Here is a 20,347-nt window from a genome sequence, read left to right as displayed (position 1 = left end):
GAAATGGCATCCCATTTCTCTTTCTCACTCTTATTATTCTTTTTCTGTATCTGACGAAGGTAATTTCTTCGCTTGTTTTTCTTTGAAGATTTCCCCAATTGCACCAAGAGTACCAAGTGTTTCAATTGCATTAGACGGAATAAAGACTTTATTCGCTGGTCCTTTTGCAACCTCAATTAATGATTCAAACGATTTATAAGCAAGTACGCGTTCATCTAAATCTGCTGCGCGAAGTAATTCAATTCGGTTTTGTTCTGCTTTTGCGATTTCCTCAATCGCTCTTGCTTCCCCTTGCGCTTCTAATTCTTTTGCTTCTTTTAAACCTTCAGCTTCTCGAATACGCGCTTCTTTATCCCCTTCAGCCATTAAAATTTTACTTTGTTTTTCCCCTTCAGCCCGAAGGACTTTATCTTGTTTCGCTGCTTCAGCTTCTAAAATGATCGCACGTTTATTACGTTCTGCTTTCATTTGTTTTTCCATTGATACTTGCACATCTTTTGGTGGATTAATATCGACTATTTCGACACGCTCAATACGAACGCCCCATTTTTCTGTCGCTTCATCAAGTGCTAAACGAATTTCTGTTGAAATTTTTTCACGACCTGATAATGTTTCATCAAGCTCCATTTTACCAATAATTTGACGCATTGTTGCAGATGTAATATTACGAACACCATATTCATAGTTTGAAATACCATATGTCGCAAGCTCTGGTTCAACAATTTGATAGAAAATAATTGTATCAATTTCTACTTGTACATTATCTTTCGTTATTACCTTTTGTGGTGGTACATTCGTTTGTTGAATACGCAAATCGTGATATACACGAACGCGGTCTACAATTGGGATTAGAATATTTAATCCTGGGTGCATAATCCGTTGAAATTTACCAAACCTTTCAACGACCCCAACTTTTTGCTGAGAAATAATTTTAATTGTCAATGCAATAAATACAACGACAATCAATGCGAAAATAATCGTTAACGTTAATGCTACTGCCATATTTATTCACTCTCCTTTTTCACTTGTAAAATAGTACTATGCCTCTGTATAACAACGACTTTTTCTCCAGCATCAATAGGAGTATCCGAAATAGCTGTCCAAGTATCTCCATCCACTTTCACAATACCGTTCACTTCGCTTGTAATCGTTTGCATAACAATTCCCTTTTTACCAACAAGTTTATCTACTGTATCAGTAAAACCTTTTGCTTCTCGAAAGTTTTTAGAAATTCTTTTCGTAAAGAAAGTCAATGTTAAACTTACAATTGCCCCAACAACAACTTGTAAAAATAGTGCATCAGGAGCAAACAAAGCAATAAGACCTCCGACAACAGCTCCAATTCCAAGCCAAAGCATGTAAAACGTAATCGACAACATTTCTGCAATAAATAAAATACCCGCTATTATAAACCAAATCACCCATCCAGCCATATGCAACCCTCACTTTCTTTCTCATTTTCTATATGTATATGAAGAAAAGAATGGTTTATCCGCCCTTTCTCATAGAGGGGGCGTTTGCTACAAGCTATTATATGTATTCGCTGTTACAACAAGTATTAATAAAATGCTATATTAATATATTCTTCATTATACACGAAAATCCCTTTCAAAAAATGACAAAAAATTTAATTCTTTCAAAAATATAACTTACAGATTATAATGATTAAAATTAAAATTAAAAGCAGTATTGATTTGAAAGGTGGTATTCTTATTGCCTAAACGTTCACTAACTTACTATTTGGGCTCCAAAATATGCATTACTCTCGCTGACATTGTATACATAATGATTATTACAACTCACATCTATATCACAACTAGATCAGCTACAATTACTGCTCTTTTTCCATTATTACAGGTTATCACAAATCTTATCGCGAACACCTCTGCACCACTTATAATGAATCGGTTTCCATCTTATTCATTGCTATATACTCTACAATGGATTAAAACAGCTCTTTTAATATTGTTAATGATATTATTTCCTATACTATCAACAAACATTTCTGCTCTTTTAACTTTTGTTATTTTCATTTCATTATGTAGTGGCTGGAGCGCTCCTCTACTATACGCCGTTATCCCGCGCTTAACACCACAAGAAAAATTAGTAAAAGTAAATAGTGTCTTTTCCTTTTCAACACAAATTATACAAGCCGCTGCATACTCATTTACAAGCATAATTGTTCTTCTCATTGGCGTTACTTCGACACTCATGATTAATAACATATTGATGATTTTCGGATGTATTACATTACACCTTTCATTACAATCTATACAAGCTGAACGAGTAGCAGAACCCACTTCTTCGAAAACTACTGCATTATTAGAAGGATGGAAACTGTTATTTCAACACCCGTCTCTGCGCATCGTTACAATTATGGACTTAATTGAAACTTTCGCAGGGACGATATGGATCGGTGCTATTACGATGGCATATGTAACGACTGTTCTTCATAAAGGCGAAGATTGGTGGGGATATATTAACACAAGTTATTACGTCGGCACATTAATTGGTGGGATATTAGCGTGGAAAATGAGTACATATATTCAAAAAAATTTAATACGCTCCATGGCGATAGGCTCTCTTATGTTTAGTATTCTTACATTTTTATATGGTATGACAAGTAGCGGATTTATTGCTCTATTTCTTTGTGTTCTAATGGGGCCATGTTATCAAATTAGAGATATTTCTCAAACGACGGTTTTACAATCAAGCGTCACTCCTTCTTTATTATCGAAGATGTATACAGCTCATGGTGCACTTCTCTCGACAGCTTCTGGTCTTTCTATGCTTAGCGTTGGAATTATTACTGATATGTTCGGCGTTCGTACTATTTATATTATCGCCGCTTTTCTTATTTTATGTTCTGCTTGTTTATCCTTTAACTTATTAAAATATCAGAAGACGGAGCAGAAAGATATTTCACTTTAATCATTAAAACAAAAAGGACAGGAATTCCTGTCCTCTTTGTTTATTCTATTCATGACAAGTTGGGAATCTTCCTATGTTTTGTCGCTTGTTCAAAAGCATATGCTAGTTTAATTAATGCCCCTTCACTAAAAGCAGCACTTGCAAGAGTAATTCCAAAAGGCCTCCCATTATCCATATATCCCGCAGGCATTGCTATAGACGGATAACCTGCTTTCGCACATATAGTAGATCCTATATAAGAAGGGAACAGTATCGCATCAAGATTATATTTTTCCAATGCAAAATCAATACCTTGTTTTTGCGAAAAGTATATATCTTCTAATCTTGCCTTTAAATATTCAGGATTTCTTAACGTATTAGGAAAATCTTTTTTTCTTTCTAACTTAGTTTGTCCATATTTCAAAGCTCTTTCTGCTATGTTTTTATTAAACTCCATTAACTCCGAAATAGAATGTACTGGAATAGTAGAAGGTAATTTAGAAAGATAGTTATCTAAGCTATGCTTCAGTTCATAAAGCGGAACCCCCCAGCTCCATTCTCTATGAAAAGATGGAATATCAATATCTTCTACTATTGTCGCTCCCTTACTACGTAAAACTTGAATCGTTTCCTTAAACAATTTTTCATCGTATTCTCCAGATTCATAATAATCTTTTGGCGCATTGCTAAATACACCAATCTTCGCCCCCTTTAAACCGTTAGCATCAAGATAAGATGTATAATCTTGATATGCCATGCCTTCACTTTTATGAGTGGCTACATCCTTCTCATCCACCCCAGTTAGACTCCCTAGTAAAATAGCAGCATCTGTTACTGTTCTAGCAAATGGCCCAGCTGTATCTTGTGAATAAGTGAAAGGAATAATTCCACTACGACTAATTAACCCAACAGTCGGCTTAATACCTACAACCGAGTTTTGAACAGCTGGGCTCAAAATAGAAGCATCTGTCTCTGTTCCAACGGATAATACAGTAAAGTTAGCGGCAACTGCTATAGCAGACCCTGTACTTGAGCCACCAACGAACATATCATCCTTTCCTGTACCGTAAGGATTAATTGTTTGACCACCTCTAGCGCTATATCCAGCCCACATTTCAAAAGACATTGCATTTGCTAGTTCTGTCATATTTGTTTTACCTATTATAATTGATCCTGCTTCTCGAAGTTTTGTAACGAGAAATGCATCTTCACTACTTATATTTTGTTCTAGGGCAATCGTACCAGCACTTGTATGCATCGAGTCATTCGTTTCAATATTATCCTTAAGTAAAACAGGTATACCATGTAATGGACCTCTTACACCTTTTGTCTTTCTTTCATAATCTAACGCTTCTGCAATAAAGATAGCATCTGGATTGATTTCTAAAATAGAATTGATTTTCGGTCCATCTTGGTCATACTTTGCGATTCTATGAAGATAATACATGACTAGTTCTTTTGAAGTTAACTTCCCAGCTTCCATTTCCTTTTGAATATCATGAATTGTTAATTCTTTTTGCAGTAGGGTATTGAACTGAATTTCCATTTTCATTCTCCTTTTATAAGCCCTTTTATATATGACGTATGTCTATTACTTTTTCATTTTCTCCGCTCCTCGTATTAACAACTACTATCCCTATACAGGAATTCAACTCACCAGTTTAAAAACCTTTAATTTCCAGAGAAATACAAAGAGTCTGAAACGAATACAATATCGCCTCAGACCCTTTTTATTATTTTACATATACCTCTTCTAACAAATGTAAAAACTCGCCTTGTTTACCTGCTAATTCAGGGCATTTGTTAATATCAACCCACTCATAACAAAATACTAAACCTTTGTCTTCCTCACCAGCACTTACTATATGTTCCCACGTATCTTTCACATCTGTTAATAATGAAATGTGGAAAAAATGACGTTTTTGATATTCCTTTTTTTCTTTCATATAAATAATGTAATCAGAAAGGAAGCGCTCGATACAAAAATGGCGTAGTCCTGACTCTTCTTGTACTTCACGTAAAATTGCTGCCTCTAACGTTTCGCCTTCATCTACCGTCCCGCCTGGAACTTGGATACCAGCCTCTCGTATATCACGATGTTTAAAAACGAGTAGTTGCATAGCCCCTTCTTTTTCTCTCGTAATATATGCATGTACCTTTTTCTTATATAACATCGTCATCTTAGCCCTCTCCCCTCAATTCATTACTGCGTTACTTCTTCAATCGTCAGTTGGTTTTCATATAAATATGTAGCTTGCGGATTCCCAACATACCGTACATGCCACGGTTCATAACGATAACCGGTAATCCCTTCTTTCTCTTTCGTATATCTAATAACAAAACCAAATTTATGGGCATTTTCAGAAAGCCACTTTCCTTCTTTCGTCTCCCCAAAAACAGTTTCTAGCTGAAATTTAGCAGATTGAGATGTAATATCCATAGCTAGTCCTGTTTGATGTTCACTCGTACCAGGGACTGCACTAGACATCGCTGTCTTTGCTTCTCCATCTTGTCTTTTATACATCGTATTTAATGCTTTTTGTCGATCAAAAGATCTAAATCCAGAGACTGCAAAAAGGAAAATCCGCTCCTTATTGGCTTGCTGAAACATTTCCTCAAGTGCCGCCGCTGCCTCTTTCCTCATCTTTTTCTTCTCTTGATCACCTTCACTAGAGTAACGTACTTTCGGAACAACTAAATCTGGCGGTCTATACCCATCTGGTAAACGCCTATTTTTATTCACAAGTACAAGCATCGAATTCGGATTACTAATGACTGCGATATCCCCATCCATATTAGCAATCGTTTCTTTAGCTTTCGGAAATATATTATTTACATTTACTTCCTTCGCCTCTTGACCCTTGTACATCTTATAATTTATTCCTGCTACTCCAATGATCAGTATCATCGCTACGATACCAAGTAGTGCCCATCTTTTTTTCATATAACGACCTCTTATTTTAATAATTTGGCCATTTCATACTCATCGACACCTTTTCCATCGATGATAAGAGCAGATTTTTTGACACCTTCTTGTTCAAATCCAATTTTGCTATATAGTGCCTGAGCTCTTGTATTGTGGGCCATTACCGTTAATTCTAAACGCCATACATCATGTAATCTTGCCCACTTCTCTACTTCTTTAAACAAACTCGTTCCAATACCTCGGCCACTATACTCTTGCAAAATACCAATTACAATGCCTGCCACATGTCTCTTTCTTTGAACATCATTACCATTGGCTAAAATAAATCCAACTACTCTATCATCTTCAACTGCTACAAATATTGTTGCATATTCATTTTCTATAAAACGGTGGACCATCTTTTCTTGTTGCTCTACTGTGGTTTTTCTTTCCCCTGGTTCGTATAACATAAATTTCGTTTCTTCGTCTAACTGCTTACTTAATTGTAAAAATGATGCTGCATCTTCTACTCTAATCTCTCGTATCACCTTGATCCCCTACCCATTCTGTTAGTTAAAAATTTTCCTTGTAAAAAGATTTTCTCTATTTTTGCGAAAATCCCTTTCTAATTCTCCTATTATAAATAGACAAATTTCGATATTACTATAGCAATTACAAATTATGTCTATAATGTGACATCTTATCATCCTCATTTCATGACAAACAAAAAACGTAAGCTGTACACTTACGTTTTCCCCCAATTGATGTAGGCTGATAACCATCGGCAATGCCTACCACTAATTCAAATTTCACTTTATCCATTCACTTTTTCTGCTTGCCAAAAATATTCACCAAATGCTTTAGCAAGTGCATCAATTGATCGATTTAATTCTTCCTCTGTATTATCTACCCCGCCAACTTCAATTAATATCGCTTGTCCTGATAGGTCTTGATTGTAGACTCCATTTCCTGTTTGGAATCCTTTTTGAATTACACCACGGCTCATTCCCGGATATTTCTTACTAATCGTCTCATGTAACGCAGTTGCTAATTGTAAGTTTTTTTCATAGTTTTTGTTACCTTTCCCAATTACAAAAGCAAGCTTAGCATATGATTTATCTCCAATTGTTTTTGTTGTTACATTTTTCCGTGCACTATCACGGTGTAAATCGAAGAAGTATTGTAATTCTTTATTACCAGCCATCGCTTCTTGTACAATTTCCCGTGACATTTTATAAGAACTAGTATCATTCAATCCTTTACTTATTAACTTTTGACCGACATTAGTCTTATCGTTAGTAGCACCTATCCCTTCACTTGCCAGTTGTTCACGAAAGCGATCTCCAACTATTGAAATATTCGTTACAGAACTCGTTGCTTTATTTGGATTAGGATCATTTGTTAAGTTAAGTAACGGCAAATAAGATTCCCAGCTATGTGAATGATATATAAATGCAACTTGTCTTTTTCCAGTCGTTTGAGCTGGTTGTTTTTTCTCTTTATTCGTATCAGGCTTTGGCGCTTGTCCACCTTCTCCAGTCCGTTCTTTCACTACTTCTTCAAGAGGAACACTCGACTCTATCGGTAAGTTAGAATAATTTGTTCCCTCACCTGCTATAACGATTTCTGTATCATATTTCCCAAATCCCGGAAGTTCTTTCCCGACAAAACTACGTACATCATCAAAACGAATATTCGTAGCCATCGAAAAGAGGAATGAAGAAATAGAAAAGTCTTGATTCAAATTCCGGTACTCCTGTGTAAAATAATGATTCTCTTTCCCAATAACGTACATGTAACCATTCATTGATAACTCATTTAACCAATTATATAAATACGTTGACTTTGTCTCTTTCATGGAAGTTACCATTACACTAATAAGAAAGAAAGTCGCTAATACCGTAGTAATAATAAATATAATTAACTTGCGTACACTTGTTAATTTCACGTAAAAAAAGCCTCGATTCATACTATCACCCTCTCTATTTCAAGTTATGTACAAGCTCTAGAGAATAGACCGCTTAAATTCCGGCTATATTGTTAATGAGGTGAAATGAATTGAAGCTATTAATAGGAATATTACCAATCGTTCTATCATTCATTTTTTATTTGTCCGCTAAACATCCAAAAGTCTCTATTGTGCTACATATTTCTGCGTACTTGGCACTGTATGTACTCGGTACAGTTATTTCCATTAATATATACGATGTTTTAATACAAGATTTAGTTTTCATGACGAGCATTCATGGAATTTTACTGAATCCATTTTTCCTTATTGCAGGAGCGTATATAGGAACATACACTTTATACTTACTTTTGTCTTACATTATTACAAATATAAAAAATGGAGCGTAATGAAATGCAACCACCGTTCATCTGTCATACATGCAAAAAAAGAATTGCGCGAAAGAAAGATCTTATTACCTCTACACGGTATTTCCGCTTTTATTTATTTCACAACACTTGTTTCAAAAATCAGCAATTATTTGTCTCACGTTTTATTCCTATAAATACACTCTTTGGTTTCTTTCTTATTACATATGGGCTTATTGCTGGCAGCATTCTAATGTTCACGGAGCCCTCTATCAATTGGCTTATTTTTTTGCTTCCTATTTTATATCGGTTTCTTTCCTATTATTACGTTGAACGTTTTTTCTGTAAATAACTAGTAGATTGACCTCTAGGAATGCTTAAACACTCCCATTCATTTTCTTTTAACATTTTACCAATGTAAATGATTTGTCCAATATGTAAAGCATAATGAGAAATTTGCCTTTCGATCGCTTGCATGACAGTGTGTTCTTCTCCGCGAATGTATACTTTCTGCAAAATCTGCTCTGCTGTTAAAGTATCCATCGTTTTAAAGACATACTCCCACCCTTCTTGCCACGCAGCAAGCGCTTCTTGTTTTGAATTGTAGCCACCTTCAAATTCACCATCTCGGTTACGATCTATTTTTTCGCCATCAGACGTTAAAAATTCCGTCCATCTTGAACGCATATTACCATGTAAATGTTTAATAATAATCGCGATACTATTTGTCTCTTCCTGAGCAGACCACATTATCTGTTCATAAGATAATTGAGAAAGTACACGTTCTCCTTGTTTTTGTGTTGCCTTGAAATTCGAAATGGCACATTGTAAATATTCTCGTCCGATATCCATGCTTACCCCTACCTTCACACTAACTAATTTTCGTTCCATTTGGCAATTCCATATTAGGCTGAAGCAACACAACATCACCAGCTTCAGGAACACCACCTAATACAAGCACTTCCGATTTAAATCCTGCCACACGCTTTGGCGGAAAATTTACAACAGCAACAATTTGCTGACCGATTAAGTCTTCTGGATTATATCTCTTCGTAATTTGAGCACTTGACTGCTTGACCCCAAGCTCCCCAAAATCAATTTCTAGTTTAATCGCTGGCACTCTCGCTTCTTTAAATTCCTCTGCCTGTGTTACTGTTCCAATTCTTACATCAAAAGTTAAAAAATCTTCAAAATTAGCCATTTTATCATTCCTCCCAATTATTACTTAGACAAAATACAAAAATCCCCTTTAAAAAAAGAAAGGCGCCTAAGCACCTTTCTTTTGTAATTCACTTAATTCATTTGATTTATAGAAGAAGAAACCGAGAATCCCGCCAATACATGATGGGATTAGCCATCCTATTCCTTCTTTATATAATGGTAACATTTGTAGCACATTAGAAATCGCATCAATTTTAATGTTCGCACTTTCTAAACCGTTAAAGAAACTAATTAACAACGCACCTAAAATAGCTCCAATATATATTGTATTACGCTTCCCTATCCATTTATGGAAATATGAAAGAACGATTAATACAATTGCAACTGGATAAATGATCATTAACACTGGTAATGTTACTGTGATTAATTGTGTTAACCCTAGGTTAGATACAATTAAACTAAATACACATACCATAGTTACAATCGTTTTATGCGAAAGTTTTGGGAATAAGTTTGTAAAGAAGCCAGCACACGCAGATGTTAATCCAACAGAAGTTGTTAAACAAGCGAGTATAATTACAAGTCCTAATAAAATTTTGCCACTTGTTCCATATAACTCATTTACAACATTCGTTAAAATAAGACCACCGTTCTCCGACACACCAAGTGATGTACTTGTAGATCCGAGATATGCAAGTGATAAATATATTAACGTTAAGCCTAATACAGCAATAACCCCTGATACAACTGTTATTTTTGCGATTTGTCCGCTCTCTTTTATCCCTTTTGAGCGAATAACTTGTACAACAACAATCCCAAACACCAGTGCACTAATCGCATCCATCGTTAAATATCCTTGAATAAATCCACCAAAGAAAGCATTCTCTTTATAAGCAGCTAAAGGTGCAGCTGGTTCTCCAATTGGATCAATAATTGCTTTTCCGACAATAACAGCAACAATCAATACTAACAATGGTGTAAGAAATTTCCCGAACCAATCCACTAATTTAGATGGATTTAATGATAAATACCACGTTATTCCGAAGAAAACTATAGTGAAAAGAAATAGCATGTACCACTCAGAAACCATTGTCTCTGATAGAAATGGCTTCATACCCATTTCAAATGAAACAGCTCCAGTACGCGGAATCGCGAAAAATGGTCCAATCGCTAAATAACTAATCAATGGGAAAATAAACGCAAATATAGGGTGAACTCTAGAAGATAGCGCTTTCAAGTCCCCCTCTACAAACGCGACAGCTGTTACAGCTAATAGGGGTAATCCGACTCCCGTTACAAGGAATCCAATTGTAGCAATCCAAACATTTTCTCCTGCTTGTTGACCTAAAACTGGCGGGAAAATTAAATTTCCTGCTCCTAAAAATAGTGCAAATAACATTAAACCAATCGCTACCGTATCACCTGGCCTTAAACGTCCCTTCATGCTTTTCATTTGCATAGCACTTTTTCATTGTTTATATCTCTTTTCACAATATGCTATGCATCCTCCTCTCTGCTCAAGATGATAAAATATGCCCCTTACAAAGCAGTGTCTTTCTCCATAATTTCTCCATTCCCCTTATTCTTACTCTAATTATTAATTTTTGATTTTTTCGAAAATTTAACTCATCAGAGTGGTATAACGTGGAGTTTAGTTGTCAGACCTCTTTGTTTTTATCACACATATAGTAACATATTTAGTTGAAAAATAAAAACATATTTTCAATTTGATTTTTTTGAAAATCAAAATTATCTACATATACTTCCTTTATTTATTCTATTACACAAATATTTTTTAAAATTTACGATTCATATATTTTATTATATTTAGATATCTTTATGTGAAAGAAAGTAAAAGCCATCAAAAATAAGATGGCTTTACTTGTTAGTCTATCGTTTCAACTTCACGTGGATTTTTCATCTCTTCAACATACACCACTCTAAATCCATGATCTTCTAAATCCTTTAGCAATGTTTCTAATTCACTATCTTCAAACTCTTCTCCCAATGTAAACATTATTCTACGTACTAATAAAGCATCATTATCAAAAGTCATTAAGCTTTGAATACCAGTGTATTTCTTTAGCACTGTCGATAATTTTTGAATGGCCCCATTATAATCTTGTGTTCCAATCATGACAGAATATTTACTAGAATGGACTCCCCATGCATCTTCTAATAGTTCAAAAACTTTTTTATGAGTTAAAATACCAAGGAAGACCCCTTTTTCATCAACTACTGATAAATACGGTAGTTTTTTAATTGTAAAAAATACTTTAAAGAAGGAAGAGTCTTCTCTCACGTACCCATTTTTATCGTTCAATAATTGTAATACATTATCTTCAAGTGAACCTTTATATTCTAAAATATCTACTTTATATACATTCCCTAAAAACTTCTCTTTTTTTTCATCTAAAACTGGTACACAACGATACCCCGTTTTATTTAAATGTTCCAGCGTTTCCCTTATCGTAATTGAACTTGAGCAAAACAAAACTTCCCTCTTTGGCACATAATTCCCTTTAATCCTCATAAAAAAGCCTCCTTATGCTAAAATACTTTCTGTGCCATAACTATATTATATTTTCAGAAAAAAATAAATATATTATTTTATTTTTCTGAAAATTATTCATTTTTCCGTCATAATTTATTCATGAATCATTCACTTGTACTCTCTTCAGCATCAAAAACCCCTTCTGAATTCTGGATCACTTTACTGCATCATTGTACGGACCTAATTGCTTTTTAGAAAAACAATGATTTGTCTCCTTACTTTTCATTAACATATTTCCTTTTATAATTAAAAAATAGGTTGCTACTAGAAAATAGATCAGCCCTAATATCCAATCCAAATTTGTAGCTAGATTGTGTAAAAGAACATATCTCATATATGCATAACCAATCGGAACATGTAGTAATACAACCGCACCTAATCCCGGATTGTATATTGTTTTAGCTTTTTATATTCGCAAAAATACCATGCCATATGAATTGAAAAAACCCCATTAAAATAGGTGCCATCCCAAGCCATATTATATTTTGAAAGAAAACCGGAAGTAAATAAAAAACATACGCAATCAAAATATTTATTACCATAGCAGATTGCGTATTTAATGGATAGCGATCTGGTATATCACTTTTAAATATAACTACATTAAACAGACCAGCGAAATAACCTGGCCAACGATACTCTTCAAATTGATGCACTAAAATGGCTACAAAACTTAACGCTAACAGTACTTTTATTTCACTTATTTCTCCCAAATTCGCGACTAAACAAACAACGACAACAATAGCCACAACTAACCCTATATCATACCAATGCTTTCTAAAGAAACTAACCATCTCTATCACCCACTATCTCAATTTTTATAAAAATAGCGTTCAAATAGGAAATCAATCTGTTTTTCTATAGGCAGTACTCTTATATCTGCCCCTGATTCAAGAATTGGCATCATTAATGCTGGCAGAAAAATGGATCCAAATATTTGCACTGTCATCATCATTAAAATTTCCTGATCCGCTTCATTTGTTATTTCGCTCAAAATATTCTTCACTTTACTAAAACCTAGCCTCTTCAAAAAATCTCCATATTCGTATTGAGATGTAAATACCGTAGTTCCCATTGCAATAATCTTCCTGACTAACTCAGGATATTGCCGAATTACTAGTACATAATCAAATAAAAATATTTTTAATCTTTCTTTCGCTGGCACTGTAATATCATCTAAAATAGAAAAAGTGCCTTGGAAGCTAATTAACAAAACTTTAATCGCCTCACTAATCAACTTTTCTTTTGAACCAAAATGGTAATTTACAAGCGCAATATTTACATCTGACAATGATGCAATTTTCCTTATCGTTACCCTTTCAAAACCTTCGTTTTTAATTAACTCCAAGGTTGTATTTAAAATCTTTTCTTTCGTTGATATGTTTTCATTTTCCCCCAACTTATCTCCCCCTCTAGAATTTATCGATTAAACAATGATTTAAACGTTGTTTAACTTTATGGTATCACTTTCCAATTTGAAAAATCAATTTAATCCTTTCGACATTTACCTACATTTCTTTTCATTCATCCCATACAAAAAACGTGAAAATGCTAAACTGTTCACGTTTTTTGTATAGATGCTGTTATATACCCTCTCCTGCTTTATATCCCACACATAAAATAAATTTCTAAAAATAATTTAAAACTATCCATATACCAATACGTAAAGAAAAATATATTGTAACTTCCCCTGAAAAAAGCTAAAATAAGAATAAGAATTTTCTGAATATTCTAAGGGTAGGTGGTTATATGTCCTTATTGCGCTCACATATATGTAAATTTATAGCCGGTGTTTTTATTATTTTTGTCATAAGTCCTATTCCAGCATTATTCATTACACATAATTACTCTTACACAACTGGATTTATTAGCATTTTTCATAACTTTGCACAACTTTTTTCTATTTCAATTCCAAGAATCGATTGGATGCATGAACCTATCCTTTTCTCAGCAAATCAGATTATAAATACACAAAATATGATACATACTTCTAGCCATTCGTCACCACTATTCCCCTACATATGGGAAATATATTTTTTATCAATCGTTCGTTTCACATTCACTCTTGTAATCGGTTTCTTTATTAGTTTAGGGATCGGTCATCTATTTTTAAAAGCACCGAGATCAGTAAGAAAGTGCACTTCCTTATTGCGCTGGATACCATATTCTTTTGGTACTGTGATATTACAATGTTCAGTACTATTACTACTACTCTACATCGCGGAATTCATGAAGGTTCCTTTCTTCTCTTCTTTTATCATCGTATGTAGCACTTCTATGATAATCGTTATGCAAGCAATTAAAAAATGGCTACCGTTCTTAAATACTACTAATGAATACGAAATAAAAAATTCATCTTTCCTTGTTGATACGTTATTTATTGCGCTTACTTCCAATCATAAATCTATTTTGAGTTCCATTATTCTTTCATTCGTTTTTATGGAATGTATTTTTCATACAAACGGACTATTACAATTTATCGTCCAATTTGGTAGAAATGCACCTATAGTTGTCACAATTGGTTTATTACTACTTTATATTCCATATAGCATCTTATCGTTTCTCCAAGCTTTATGGACAACAAACCACTCTAAACAAAACACGTATACTTTAACTAGAAGTATTTCGAAACCATAACATAGAATAACCGTCTACTTAAATTAAAAGTAGACGGTTATTCCTATTATATAGAGGACAAAATAACAGCAAATTAAAAAACTACTATAGAAACCTACCATTATTTACCCATTTTCTTTGACTAATCTTTTCATTTGGATTTATTATAAAAGTATAACATAATTACAGGAGGTGACATCTTTATTCCAAATTAGGAATAAAGAACACACTTGGACATATTAAATATTTTTCTCATCTTTATACTTATCCTTATTTCTGGTTTTTTCGTTGCTTCAGAATTCGCTGTCGTAAAAGTACGAAAAAGTCGAATTGACCAGCTTGCTAATGAAGGTAATAAACAAGCATTAGCTGCAAGAAGCGTTTTATCTAACTTAGACGTTTATTTATCCGCTTGTCAGCTTGGCATTACTATCACCTCTTTAGGACTTGGTTGGCTTGGTGAACCAACTGTGGAACATTTACTGCGACCACTATTTGAAAAAATCAATATTACTGGAACAATGGCTAACACGTTATCCTTTATTATTGCTTTTAGTGTGATTACTTTTTTCCATGTTGTATTAGGCGAGTTAGTTCCTAAGTCTTTCGCAATCCAAAAAGCTGAAGCAATCACATTAAAATTTGCAAAACCACTTATTTTATTTGATAAAATTATGTATCCGTTCATTTGGCTTCTCAATAGTGCAGCTATATTTTTCACAAAATTACTCGGTTTAGAGCCTGCGAAAGAAAATGAACTTGCCCATTCCGAAGAAGAACTACGACTCATTTTAGGTGAAAGCTATAAAAGCGGCGAAATTAATCAAACCGAATATAAATATGTAAATAATATTTTTGAATTTGATGATCGTGTTGCTAAAGAAATTATGGTACCTAGAACTGAAATGGTTTGTTTATCTACTGAAAATACGTTAGAAGAAAATATGAAAATCGTTGCAACTGAAAAGTATACACGTTATCCTATTATTGAAAAGGATAAAGATGATATTATCGGAATGATAAATACGAAAGAGATTTTTCATAATCAAACAAAAGGCATTTACAAACCACTTGATGCCTACATACATCCTGTTTTAACTGTATTTGAAACAGTTCCCATTCGTAAAACGTTAATACACCTCCAAAAGAACCGCGTACAAATGGCGATTGTTATGGATGAATACGGCGGAACTGCTGGCCTTTTAACGATGGAGGATATTCTTGAAGAAATTATCGGAGAAATTCAAGATGAATTTGACGCAGACGAATCACCAATGATTGAAAAGCGTACTCCTAGGCTTACTGTTTTAGATGGGAAAGTACTCATTTCTGAAGTAAATGATATGTTTGGCCTACATATCGATGAAAGTGATTTAGATACAATTGGTGGTTGGCTTCTCTCTCAATCAATTGATTTAAATATTGAGGCTGGCTATTCAGTTGAATATGATGGTTTTCAATTTAAAGCATTAGAACTTGATGGGCATCAAATTAAAAAGATTGCTGTACATAAATTAGATACTACAAAGGAGCTATAAAGTGACTGTTTTACTAACAATTTGTATCATTGCTTGTTTCATTGTTTCATTTCTTGCCTTTATATACCCCATTATCCCTGGCATCCTTGCCGTATGGGCTGGCTATTTCATTTATCATTTTGGAATAAACGGCGGAGAGTTAACGACATCTTTTTGGATTATTCAAGTCATTTTTACACTCTTCATTTTCGTTGCTGACTTTATTGCAAATGGATACTTCCTAAAAAAATACGGAAGTACAAAATCGGGCGAACGTGTTGGTATGGTTTCTATCATTGTCGGATCGTTCTTCTTCCCACCATTCGGGCTTATTATCATACCGTTCTTATCTGTATTTATTACGGAACTTATGCATAAAAAGGCGCCAAAAGACGCCCTTTTAGTCGGAATTGCAACTGTTGTCGGTTTTTTAAGTAGTACAGTAGCCAAAGCCATTCTCCAAATCATTATGATTATCATCTTTGTATGCTATATCATTTTTTAGCCATCCCTATTTTGGGATGGGTTTTTAATATGAAATACCTACTCGGCTTTTCTCGTATAAGCTTTTATTACGTAAACTCCATGTAAACTGAGCTGTATCACCAACTGTGATTTTCGATCCATCTGTTGGCAACATATCTTGTTCAGTTCGATATACACCGGTTACATCACCATCTATTAAATGCGTCGGACAAACAACAGTCCAACATAGTTTACTATTATTCAGCGCTTCATAAGCAGCTAAATGATCTTCCGCAGCTGTTGTCATTTTTCTTTTCGATTCTTTTGATTGGAAACGATATATACTTGGGTTTGTTCGTGCTTGTAAAATACCAGCAGTTCCTATTGTAACAATTTTCTTTATGCCCTCTTCTTCCATTTGCTTTATAATAATCGGTACACTCTTCTCTAACGTCCCATTCCGATCAGTTCCAAGAGCACTAATTACAATATCACATCCTTTAATCGCTTCCTTTATATCATCTCCGCTTAATACATTTCCCTTAATAACTTGCAACCTTTCATGCTCTGTTTCCACTCTACTCAAATCACGAACTAATACCGTTACTTCATATGAATCTTGTAATGCCAATTTCATAATGTGTGATCCTACTCTACCAGTCGCTCCTAATATGCATACTTTCATATATTATCCCCTCTTCCATTCTTTCTCTCTATTTTTCCGCAAAACTTACAAATATACAACAAAAAAGCTCCCTCGTATATGTGAGGAAGCTCTGTTATCCATTTATCCCGCATTAACGGGCAGTAAATTCGGCGAATAACTGCCCGTTAATGCCCAATCGGTGTGGGCTAATAATCAGTGGGGATGGACAAAATCCCCACTGATTAAAGTTTCACTTTATTTCTTTTCTTTCGAATCAGAAGATTTTTCTGTTCCACTTGTTTCTTTATCTTTCTTTTCATCTTGCTGCGAAGTTGTGTCATCCTCTTTCTTTTTATCCTCATCTTTACTACAACCTACCATTAATAAAGAACTTGCAAGTGCCATAGTAGTTAATGACTTAACCCATTTGTTCATTTGCGTTTCCTCCCTTTGATAGAATATGTACAATCCCATATTACTCTTTTTTTTAAAGGGAAGATTTAAAAATAGTAAAGATACAGTAAACTTTTGTAAATTTTCTGATAACATAGCCAATCTTTAATCCTCCCATTCTAATTAGACATAAAAAAACTAAGGCGCCTTTCATTCCACCTTAGCTTTTCACGCGAATTTTTCACTTTCATATACATGTTTAATCTTATATTCCTTCTTCACAACATATTGCCAAACACTATAAGCATAACGATTCATTTTCACAAAACAATTTTCCAGAAAAGAACGAAACTCCGGGTTCGCAACTTCTACTGCCACTTGAGCAAACTTTAATGCTAATCGTTTCAAATGTGTAATATAACAAATAGCAATCCCAGTATCCCCTGTATACTCATTATCTGTTTCCCTATCCATTTCAGTAAATTCCGGCCACATTTGTTTACAAGTTATATGTTGTATATTTTCTCCTTCTTGAAAATTCACTTGTTCATTATATGCTTGTAACATATACGGCAAATGATGCTGCAAAATATCTTTTAATTCTTCATCTCGAACCTTGCTCGCGTATTCTCCAACTTTATATATAAGTGTGTAACTATATGTCATCAATTCTTTCATACAATCCATTAAAGCGCCTCCCTTCCTATTTCATCTCTATACTATAAATATGATGCGATAACATTTGATATTCTTGCTAGAAACCAATCCCATCTACTAATTTTCTCAAAATCTTCTTCAGAAAATCGTTTTGATTTATGAAAGTCTTCTTTTAATCGATTCCATACGTCAGCAACGACTGTCTTATCATATATGAAACAGTTAGATTCGTTATTTAAGTAAAAACTTCTATTATCAAAATTTGCTGTACCAATATCAACCATTTCCTCATCGATGATTGTTACTTTCCCATGAAAAAATCCATTTCGATATTGATAAATCTCCGCTCCAGCATCTAACATGTCTTTCAAATAGGGATAGGCAGCCTGTTTTAGCAATACTGCATCACTTTTAAATGGGACGAGGATTTTTACATGGACACCACGATTTAATGCATCTTTCAGCCCCTTCACCATTTCTTTACTCGGTACAAAATATGGTGTAGCGATAATTAAAGAATGTTTTGCCTTCTTTAAAAACGCTCCATACTCCTTCCATAAACCTTTTCCATTCGAAAATACGTATTGATATTTTACATTTCCTTGTACAGGTAACTCTTGGTGTATAGGAAACTTTTCTCCCGTATCTTCTTGCCAGTCTTCCGCAAACTTCCGTTCCATATCAGTAGCTCCATTCCCTTCGATGCGTACATGATAATCACGCCACGGACCAAATTTAGGATCCTGTCCAAGATATTCCTTTCCGATATTGAAGCCACCAATGTAAGAAACTTTCCCATCTATAGTAACAATGCGTCTATGATTACGTTGATGCAAAGAATAAAATAAGTTTTTAAATTTAGGTTTTTTACTAAATGTAAACTTCACGCCTTTTTCTTTTAATTGATTAATTATCTTTTTCTTAAGCTTATATCCGCCAATGCGGTCTACTGACAATTTCACATCTACTCCGCTAGATGCTTTTTTCTCTAATAACTGTAAGAACTTTTGGCTTACTTCATCTTTTCCTACAATATAAAAATGAATATACACATTCTTTTCTGCACGATTTATATCCTCAAATAAACTTTTATATAACTCATCACCGTTCGTATATACTTGAAAATCCCCTGATCGGATTTTTTCTAATTCATATCCACTAGCCATTTTCTTCCCCATTTCCACATCAACGTTCATCCATATGAATACACCTATAAAACAAATTATTACAATTAAAAAGCGCTTCATGGATACGTTCCTTTCTCTAACTACTGTTATTCCTATATCTTTCCTTTTTTAAAACATTATCATACAAAAAATATGTCATTGCATGATATACGTCCATATCAAACAGGAGCTCATCTGCATATTGTATGTTGTATCTTAAAATAAAAGGAGGAAATAACAATGGGCTTCGCACATGGTAATGGATTTGCGCTACTAGTCGTATTATTTATCCTCTTAATTATCGTCGGTGCTGCTTGCTTCTGCTAAGCAGTTATTGTAGTACGATATGGGGATGAAAAACTATAAAAGCGGACACCTATTTTTAGGTGTCCGCTTTTCATTTCAAAAATCTCCTAACCTATTACAAAATAGTACCACTAGGAAAGTATTTTACATCAAAAAGTTAGCAGTGTAGCTACCTTCTTACTCTCTGCCTTACGAATATGGCGCTGTTCTGCACGTAACACAGCAATTCGATGCAATTCTTTCTCCTCTTCTGTCTCAGGGATAACACGCGGTACAGGAACTGGATTATTCTCCTTACTAAGCGCAACAAAAGTAACGAATGAAGTTGCTGCTACACGTTTTTTACCTGAAATTAAATCTTCTGCTACTACTTTCACAAATATCTCCATAGAAGTTCTTCCCGTCCAAATTACGAAAGATTCATAACTAACACAATCTGAAGAACGTACTGGATGTAAGAAATCTACCCAATCCATAGACGCTGTGACACATTCCATTCTCGAGTGTCTCGTTGCTGAAATTGAAGCAACCATATCCATCTCCGCCAATATCTTTCCACCAAATAGCGTGTTATGATCATTTAAATCCGTTGGAAATACTCGACTCGTTTTAAACACCCTTGATTCATTAGCTGTTTTACCCTTTACTTCAGTCATTGTTATCACCCCTTTAATTATTTATCCCTAATATCCCAATATACACTACACCTCATGAACTACACGTTTAATATTAACAATTTTT

24 protein-coding genes and 1 pseudogene are annotated in these 20,347 nt (G+C 34.2%); 7 read left to right on the top strand and 18 right to left on the bottom strand.

Features of this window, described 5'->3' with window-relative positions; all coding sequences use genetic code 11:
• Positions 1-33: 33 nt before the first annotated feature.
• Positions 34-1,002 carry an SPFH domain-containing protein gene (locus JFU54_RS26265; protein ID WP_002031527.1) on the bottom strand — a complete coding sequence of 323 codons (969 nt, stop codon included), beginning with the start codon at positions 1,000-1,002 and terminating at the stop codon, positions 34-36.
• Between the two features lie 2 nt (positions 1,003-1,004).
• A complete protein-coding gene (locus tag JFU54_RS26260) occupies positions 1,005-1,433 on the bottom strand; it encodes an NfeD family protein (protein WP_002012470.1) in 429 nt (142 codons plus the stop codon).
• A 280-nt stretch (positions 1,434-1,713) separates the two neighbouring features.
• On the opposite strand from JFU54_RS26260, the gene JFU54_RS26255 reads away from it, so the two are divergent.
• Positions 1,714-2,931 (top strand): MFS transporter, encoded by a 1,218-nt coding sequence (locus JFU54_RS26255; RefSeq protein ID WP_002168568.1) that lies wholly within the window; start codon positions 1,714-1,716, stop codon positions 2,929-2,931.
• 49 nt (positions 2,932-2,980) lie between these two features.
• On the opposite strand, the gene JFU54_RS26250 is transcribed toward JFU54_RS26255, so the two are convergent.
• The 5 genes from JFU54_RS26250 to spoIIP all read right to left on the bottom strand — a co-directional run bounded on the left by JFU54_RS26250 (position 2,981) and on the right by spoIIP (position 7,784).
• Positions 2,981-4,456, bottom strand: a complete 1,476-nt coding sequence (locus tag JFU54_RS26250; RefSeq protein WP_201067013.1) for an amidase family protein — start codon at positions 4,454-4,456, stop codon at positions 2,981-2,983.
• Between the two features lie 187 nt (positions 4,457-4,643).
• Positions 4,644-5,090, bottom strand: a complete 447-nt coding sequence (locus JFU54_RS26245) for an NUDIX hydrolase (protein ID WP_002086031.1) — start codon at positions 5,088-5,090, stop codon at positions 4,644-4,646.
• 23 nt (positions 5,091-5,113) lie between these two features.
• The gene (locus JFU54_RS26240) at positions 5,114-5,854 is read right to left on the bottom strand and encodes a M15 family metallopeptidase (RefSeq protein WP_201067011.1); all 741 of its coding nucleotides are present in this window, start codon (positions 5,852-5,854) and stop codon (positions 5,114-5,116) included.
• Between the two features lie 11 nt (positions 5,855-5,865).
• Positions 5,866-6,363: a GNAT family N-acetyltransferase gene (locus JFU54_RS26235; RefSeq protein ID WP_201067009.1), complete on the bottom strand. Its 498-nt coding sequence runs from the start codon at positions 6,361-6,363 to the stop codon at positions 5,866-5,868.
• Positions 6,364-6,629: 266 nt separating this feature from the next.
• Positions 6,630-7,784 carry a stage II sporulation protein SpoIIP gene (spoIIP, locus tag JFU54_RS26230; protein WP_201067007.1) on the bottom strand — a complete coding sequence of 385 codons (1,155 nt, stop codon included), beginning with the start codon at positions 7,782-7,784 and terminating at the stop codon, positions 6,630-6,632.
• A gap of 89 nt (positions 7,785-7,873) precedes the next feature.
• Between spoIIP and JFU54_RS26225 the strand changes: the two genes are divergently transcribed.
• Positions 7,874-8,170 (top strand): hypothetical protein, encoded by a 297-nt coding sequence (locus JFU54_RS26225; protein ID WP_002086033.1) that lies wholly within the window; start codon positions 7,874-7,876, stop codon positions 8,168-8,170.
• A 4-nt stretch (positions 8,171-8,174) separates the two neighbouring features.
• Positions 8,175-8,480, top strand: coding sequence for a permease (locus JFU54_RS29915; protein ID WP_078184760.1), 306 nt, complete (start codon positions 8,175-8,177; stop codon positions 8,478-8,480).
• Here JFU54_RS29915 and JFU54_RS26220 read toward each other — a convergent pair.
• The 6 genes and pseudogenes from JFU54_RS26220 to JFU54_RS26195 all read right to left on the bottom strand — a co-directional run bounded on the left by JFU54_RS26220 (position 8,453) and on the right by JFU54_RS26195 (position 13,239).
• Positions 8,453-9,019, bottom strand: a complete 567-nt coding sequence (locus JFU54_RS26220; protein ID WP_201067005.1) for a DUF1572 domain-containing protein — start codon at positions 9,017-9,019, stop codon at positions 8,453-8,455. The two genes, JFU54_RS29915 and JFU54_RS26220, sit on opposite strands and share 28 nt — an antisense overlap.
• Entirely contained in the window at positions 9,000-9,329 is a 330-nt protein-coding gene (gene csaA / locus JFU54_RS26215) for a chaperone CsaA (RefSeq protein WP_001263027.1), read from the bottom strand. Before csaA ends, JFU54_RS26220 begins: the two co-directional genes overlap by 20 nt.
• 66 nt (positions 9,330-9,395) lie before the next feature.
• Entirely contained in the window at positions 9,396-10,733 is a 1,338-nt protein-coding gene (brnQ4, locus tag JFU54_RS26210) for a branched-chain amino acid transport system II carrier protein BrnQ4 (protein ID WP_394818273.1), read from the bottom strand.
• Between the two features lie 441 nt (positions 10,734-11,174).
• On the bottom strand, positions 11,175-11,822 hold the full coding sequence (gene cbpA, locus JFU54_RS26205; protein ID WP_002086040.1) for a cyclic di-AMP binding protein CbpA: 648 nt from the start codon (positions 11,820-11,822) through the stop codon (positions 11,175-11,177).
• Positions 11,823-11,997: 175 nt separating this feature from the next.
• A pseudogene (locus tag JFU54_RS26200) lies at positions 11,998-12,634 on the bottom strand (HXXEE domain-containing protein).
• Between the two features lie 17 nt (positions 12,635-12,651).
• Positions 12,652-13,239, bottom strand: a complete 588-nt coding sequence (locus JFU54_RS26195) for a TetR/AcrR family transcriptional regulator (RefSeq protein ID WP_002086042.1) — start codon at positions 13,237-13,239, stop codon at positions 12,652-12,654.
• Positions 13,240-13,589: 350 nt separating this feature from the next.
• Here JFU54_RS26195 and JFU54_RS26190 point away from each other — a divergent pair, with 350 nt between their 5' ends.
• From JFU54_RS26190 to JFU54_RS26180, 3 genes are all read left to right on the top strand, one after another.
• Positions 13,590-14,477 carry a hypothetical protein gene (locus JFU54_RS26190; RefSeq protein ID WP_012260780.1) on the top strand — a complete coding sequence of 296 codons (888 nt, stop codon included), beginning with the start codon at positions 13,590-13,592 and terminating at the stop codon, positions 14,475-14,477.
• A 209-nt stretch (positions 14,478-14,686) separates the two neighbouring features.
• Positions 14,687-15,994, top strand: coding sequence for a hemolysin family protein (locus JFU54_RS26185; RefSeq protein WP_002086044.1), 1,308 nt, complete (start codon positions 14,687-14,689; stop codon positions 15,992-15,994).
• Position 15,995: 1 nt separating this feature from the next.
• Positions 15,996-16,478, top strand: a complete 483-nt coding sequence (locus JFU54_RS26180) for a DUF456 domain-containing protein (RefSeq protein ID WP_000217328.1) — start codon at positions 15,996-15,998, stop codon at positions 16,476-16,478.
• Between the two features lie 24 nt (positions 16,479-16,502).
• Here the strand turns inward: JFU54_RS26180 and JFU54_RS26175 are convergent, their stop codons facing one another.
• The 4 genes from JFU54_RS26175 to cls all read right to left on the bottom strand — a co-directional run bounded on the left by JFU54_RS26175 (position 16,503) and on the right by cls (position 19,381).
• On the bottom strand, positions 16,503-17,123 hold the full coding sequence (locus JFU54_RS26175) for an NAD(P)-dependent oxidoreductase (RefSeq protein WP_002086047.1): 621 nt from the start codon (positions 17,121-17,123) through the stop codon (positions 16,503-16,505).
• A 216-nt stretch (positions 17,124-17,339) separates the two neighbouring features.
• Complete coding sequence (locus tag JFU54_RS26170; RefSeq protein ID WP_201066998.1) at positions 17,340-17,519, bottom strand: hypothetical protein; 180 nt, start codon at positions 17,517-17,519, stop codon at positions 17,340-17,342.
• A 186-nt stretch (positions 17,520-17,705) separates the two neighbouring features.
• A complete protein-coding gene (locus JFU54_RS26165) occupies positions 17,706-18,164 on the bottom strand; it encodes a spore coat protein (protein ID WP_201066996.1) in 459 nt (152 codons plus the stop codon).
• Between the two features lie 32 nt (positions 18,165-18,196).
• Positions 18,197-19,381: a cardiolipin synthase gene (gene cls / locus JFU54_RS26160; protein ID WP_078184755.1), complete on the bottom strand. Its 1,185-nt coding sequence runs from the start codon at positions 19,379-19,381 to the stop codon at positions 18,197-18,199.
• Positions 19,382-19,540: 159 nt separating this feature from the next.
• On the opposite strand from cls, the gene JFU54_RS26155 reads away from it, so the two are divergent.
• Complete coding sequence (locus JFU54_RS26155; RefSeq protein ID WP_000505094.1) at positions 19,541-19,627, top strand: YjcZ family sporulation protein; 87 nt, start codon at positions 19,541-19,543, stop codon at positions 19,625-19,627.
• 128 nt (positions 19,628-19,755) lie between these two features.
• On the opposite strand, the gene JFU54_RS26150 is transcribed toward JFU54_RS26155, so the two are convergent.
• Complete coding sequence (locus JFU54_RS26150) at positions 19,756-20,262, bottom strand: acyl-CoA thioesterase (RefSeq protein ID WP_002012448.1); 507 nt, start codon at positions 20,260-20,262, stop codon at positions 19,756-19,758.
• Between the last annotated feature and the right edge of the window lie 85 nt (positions 20,263-20,347).

This window comes from Bacillus sp. TH19 (assembly GCF_016651075.1).
GTDB classification, from domain to species: domain Bacteria; phylum Bacillota; class Bacilli; order Bacillales; family Bacillaceae_G; genus Bacillus_A; species Bacillus_A mycoides.
Note: the sequence above shows the minus strand (reverse complement) of the source record. Positions and strands in the feature narration are given on the sequence as shown.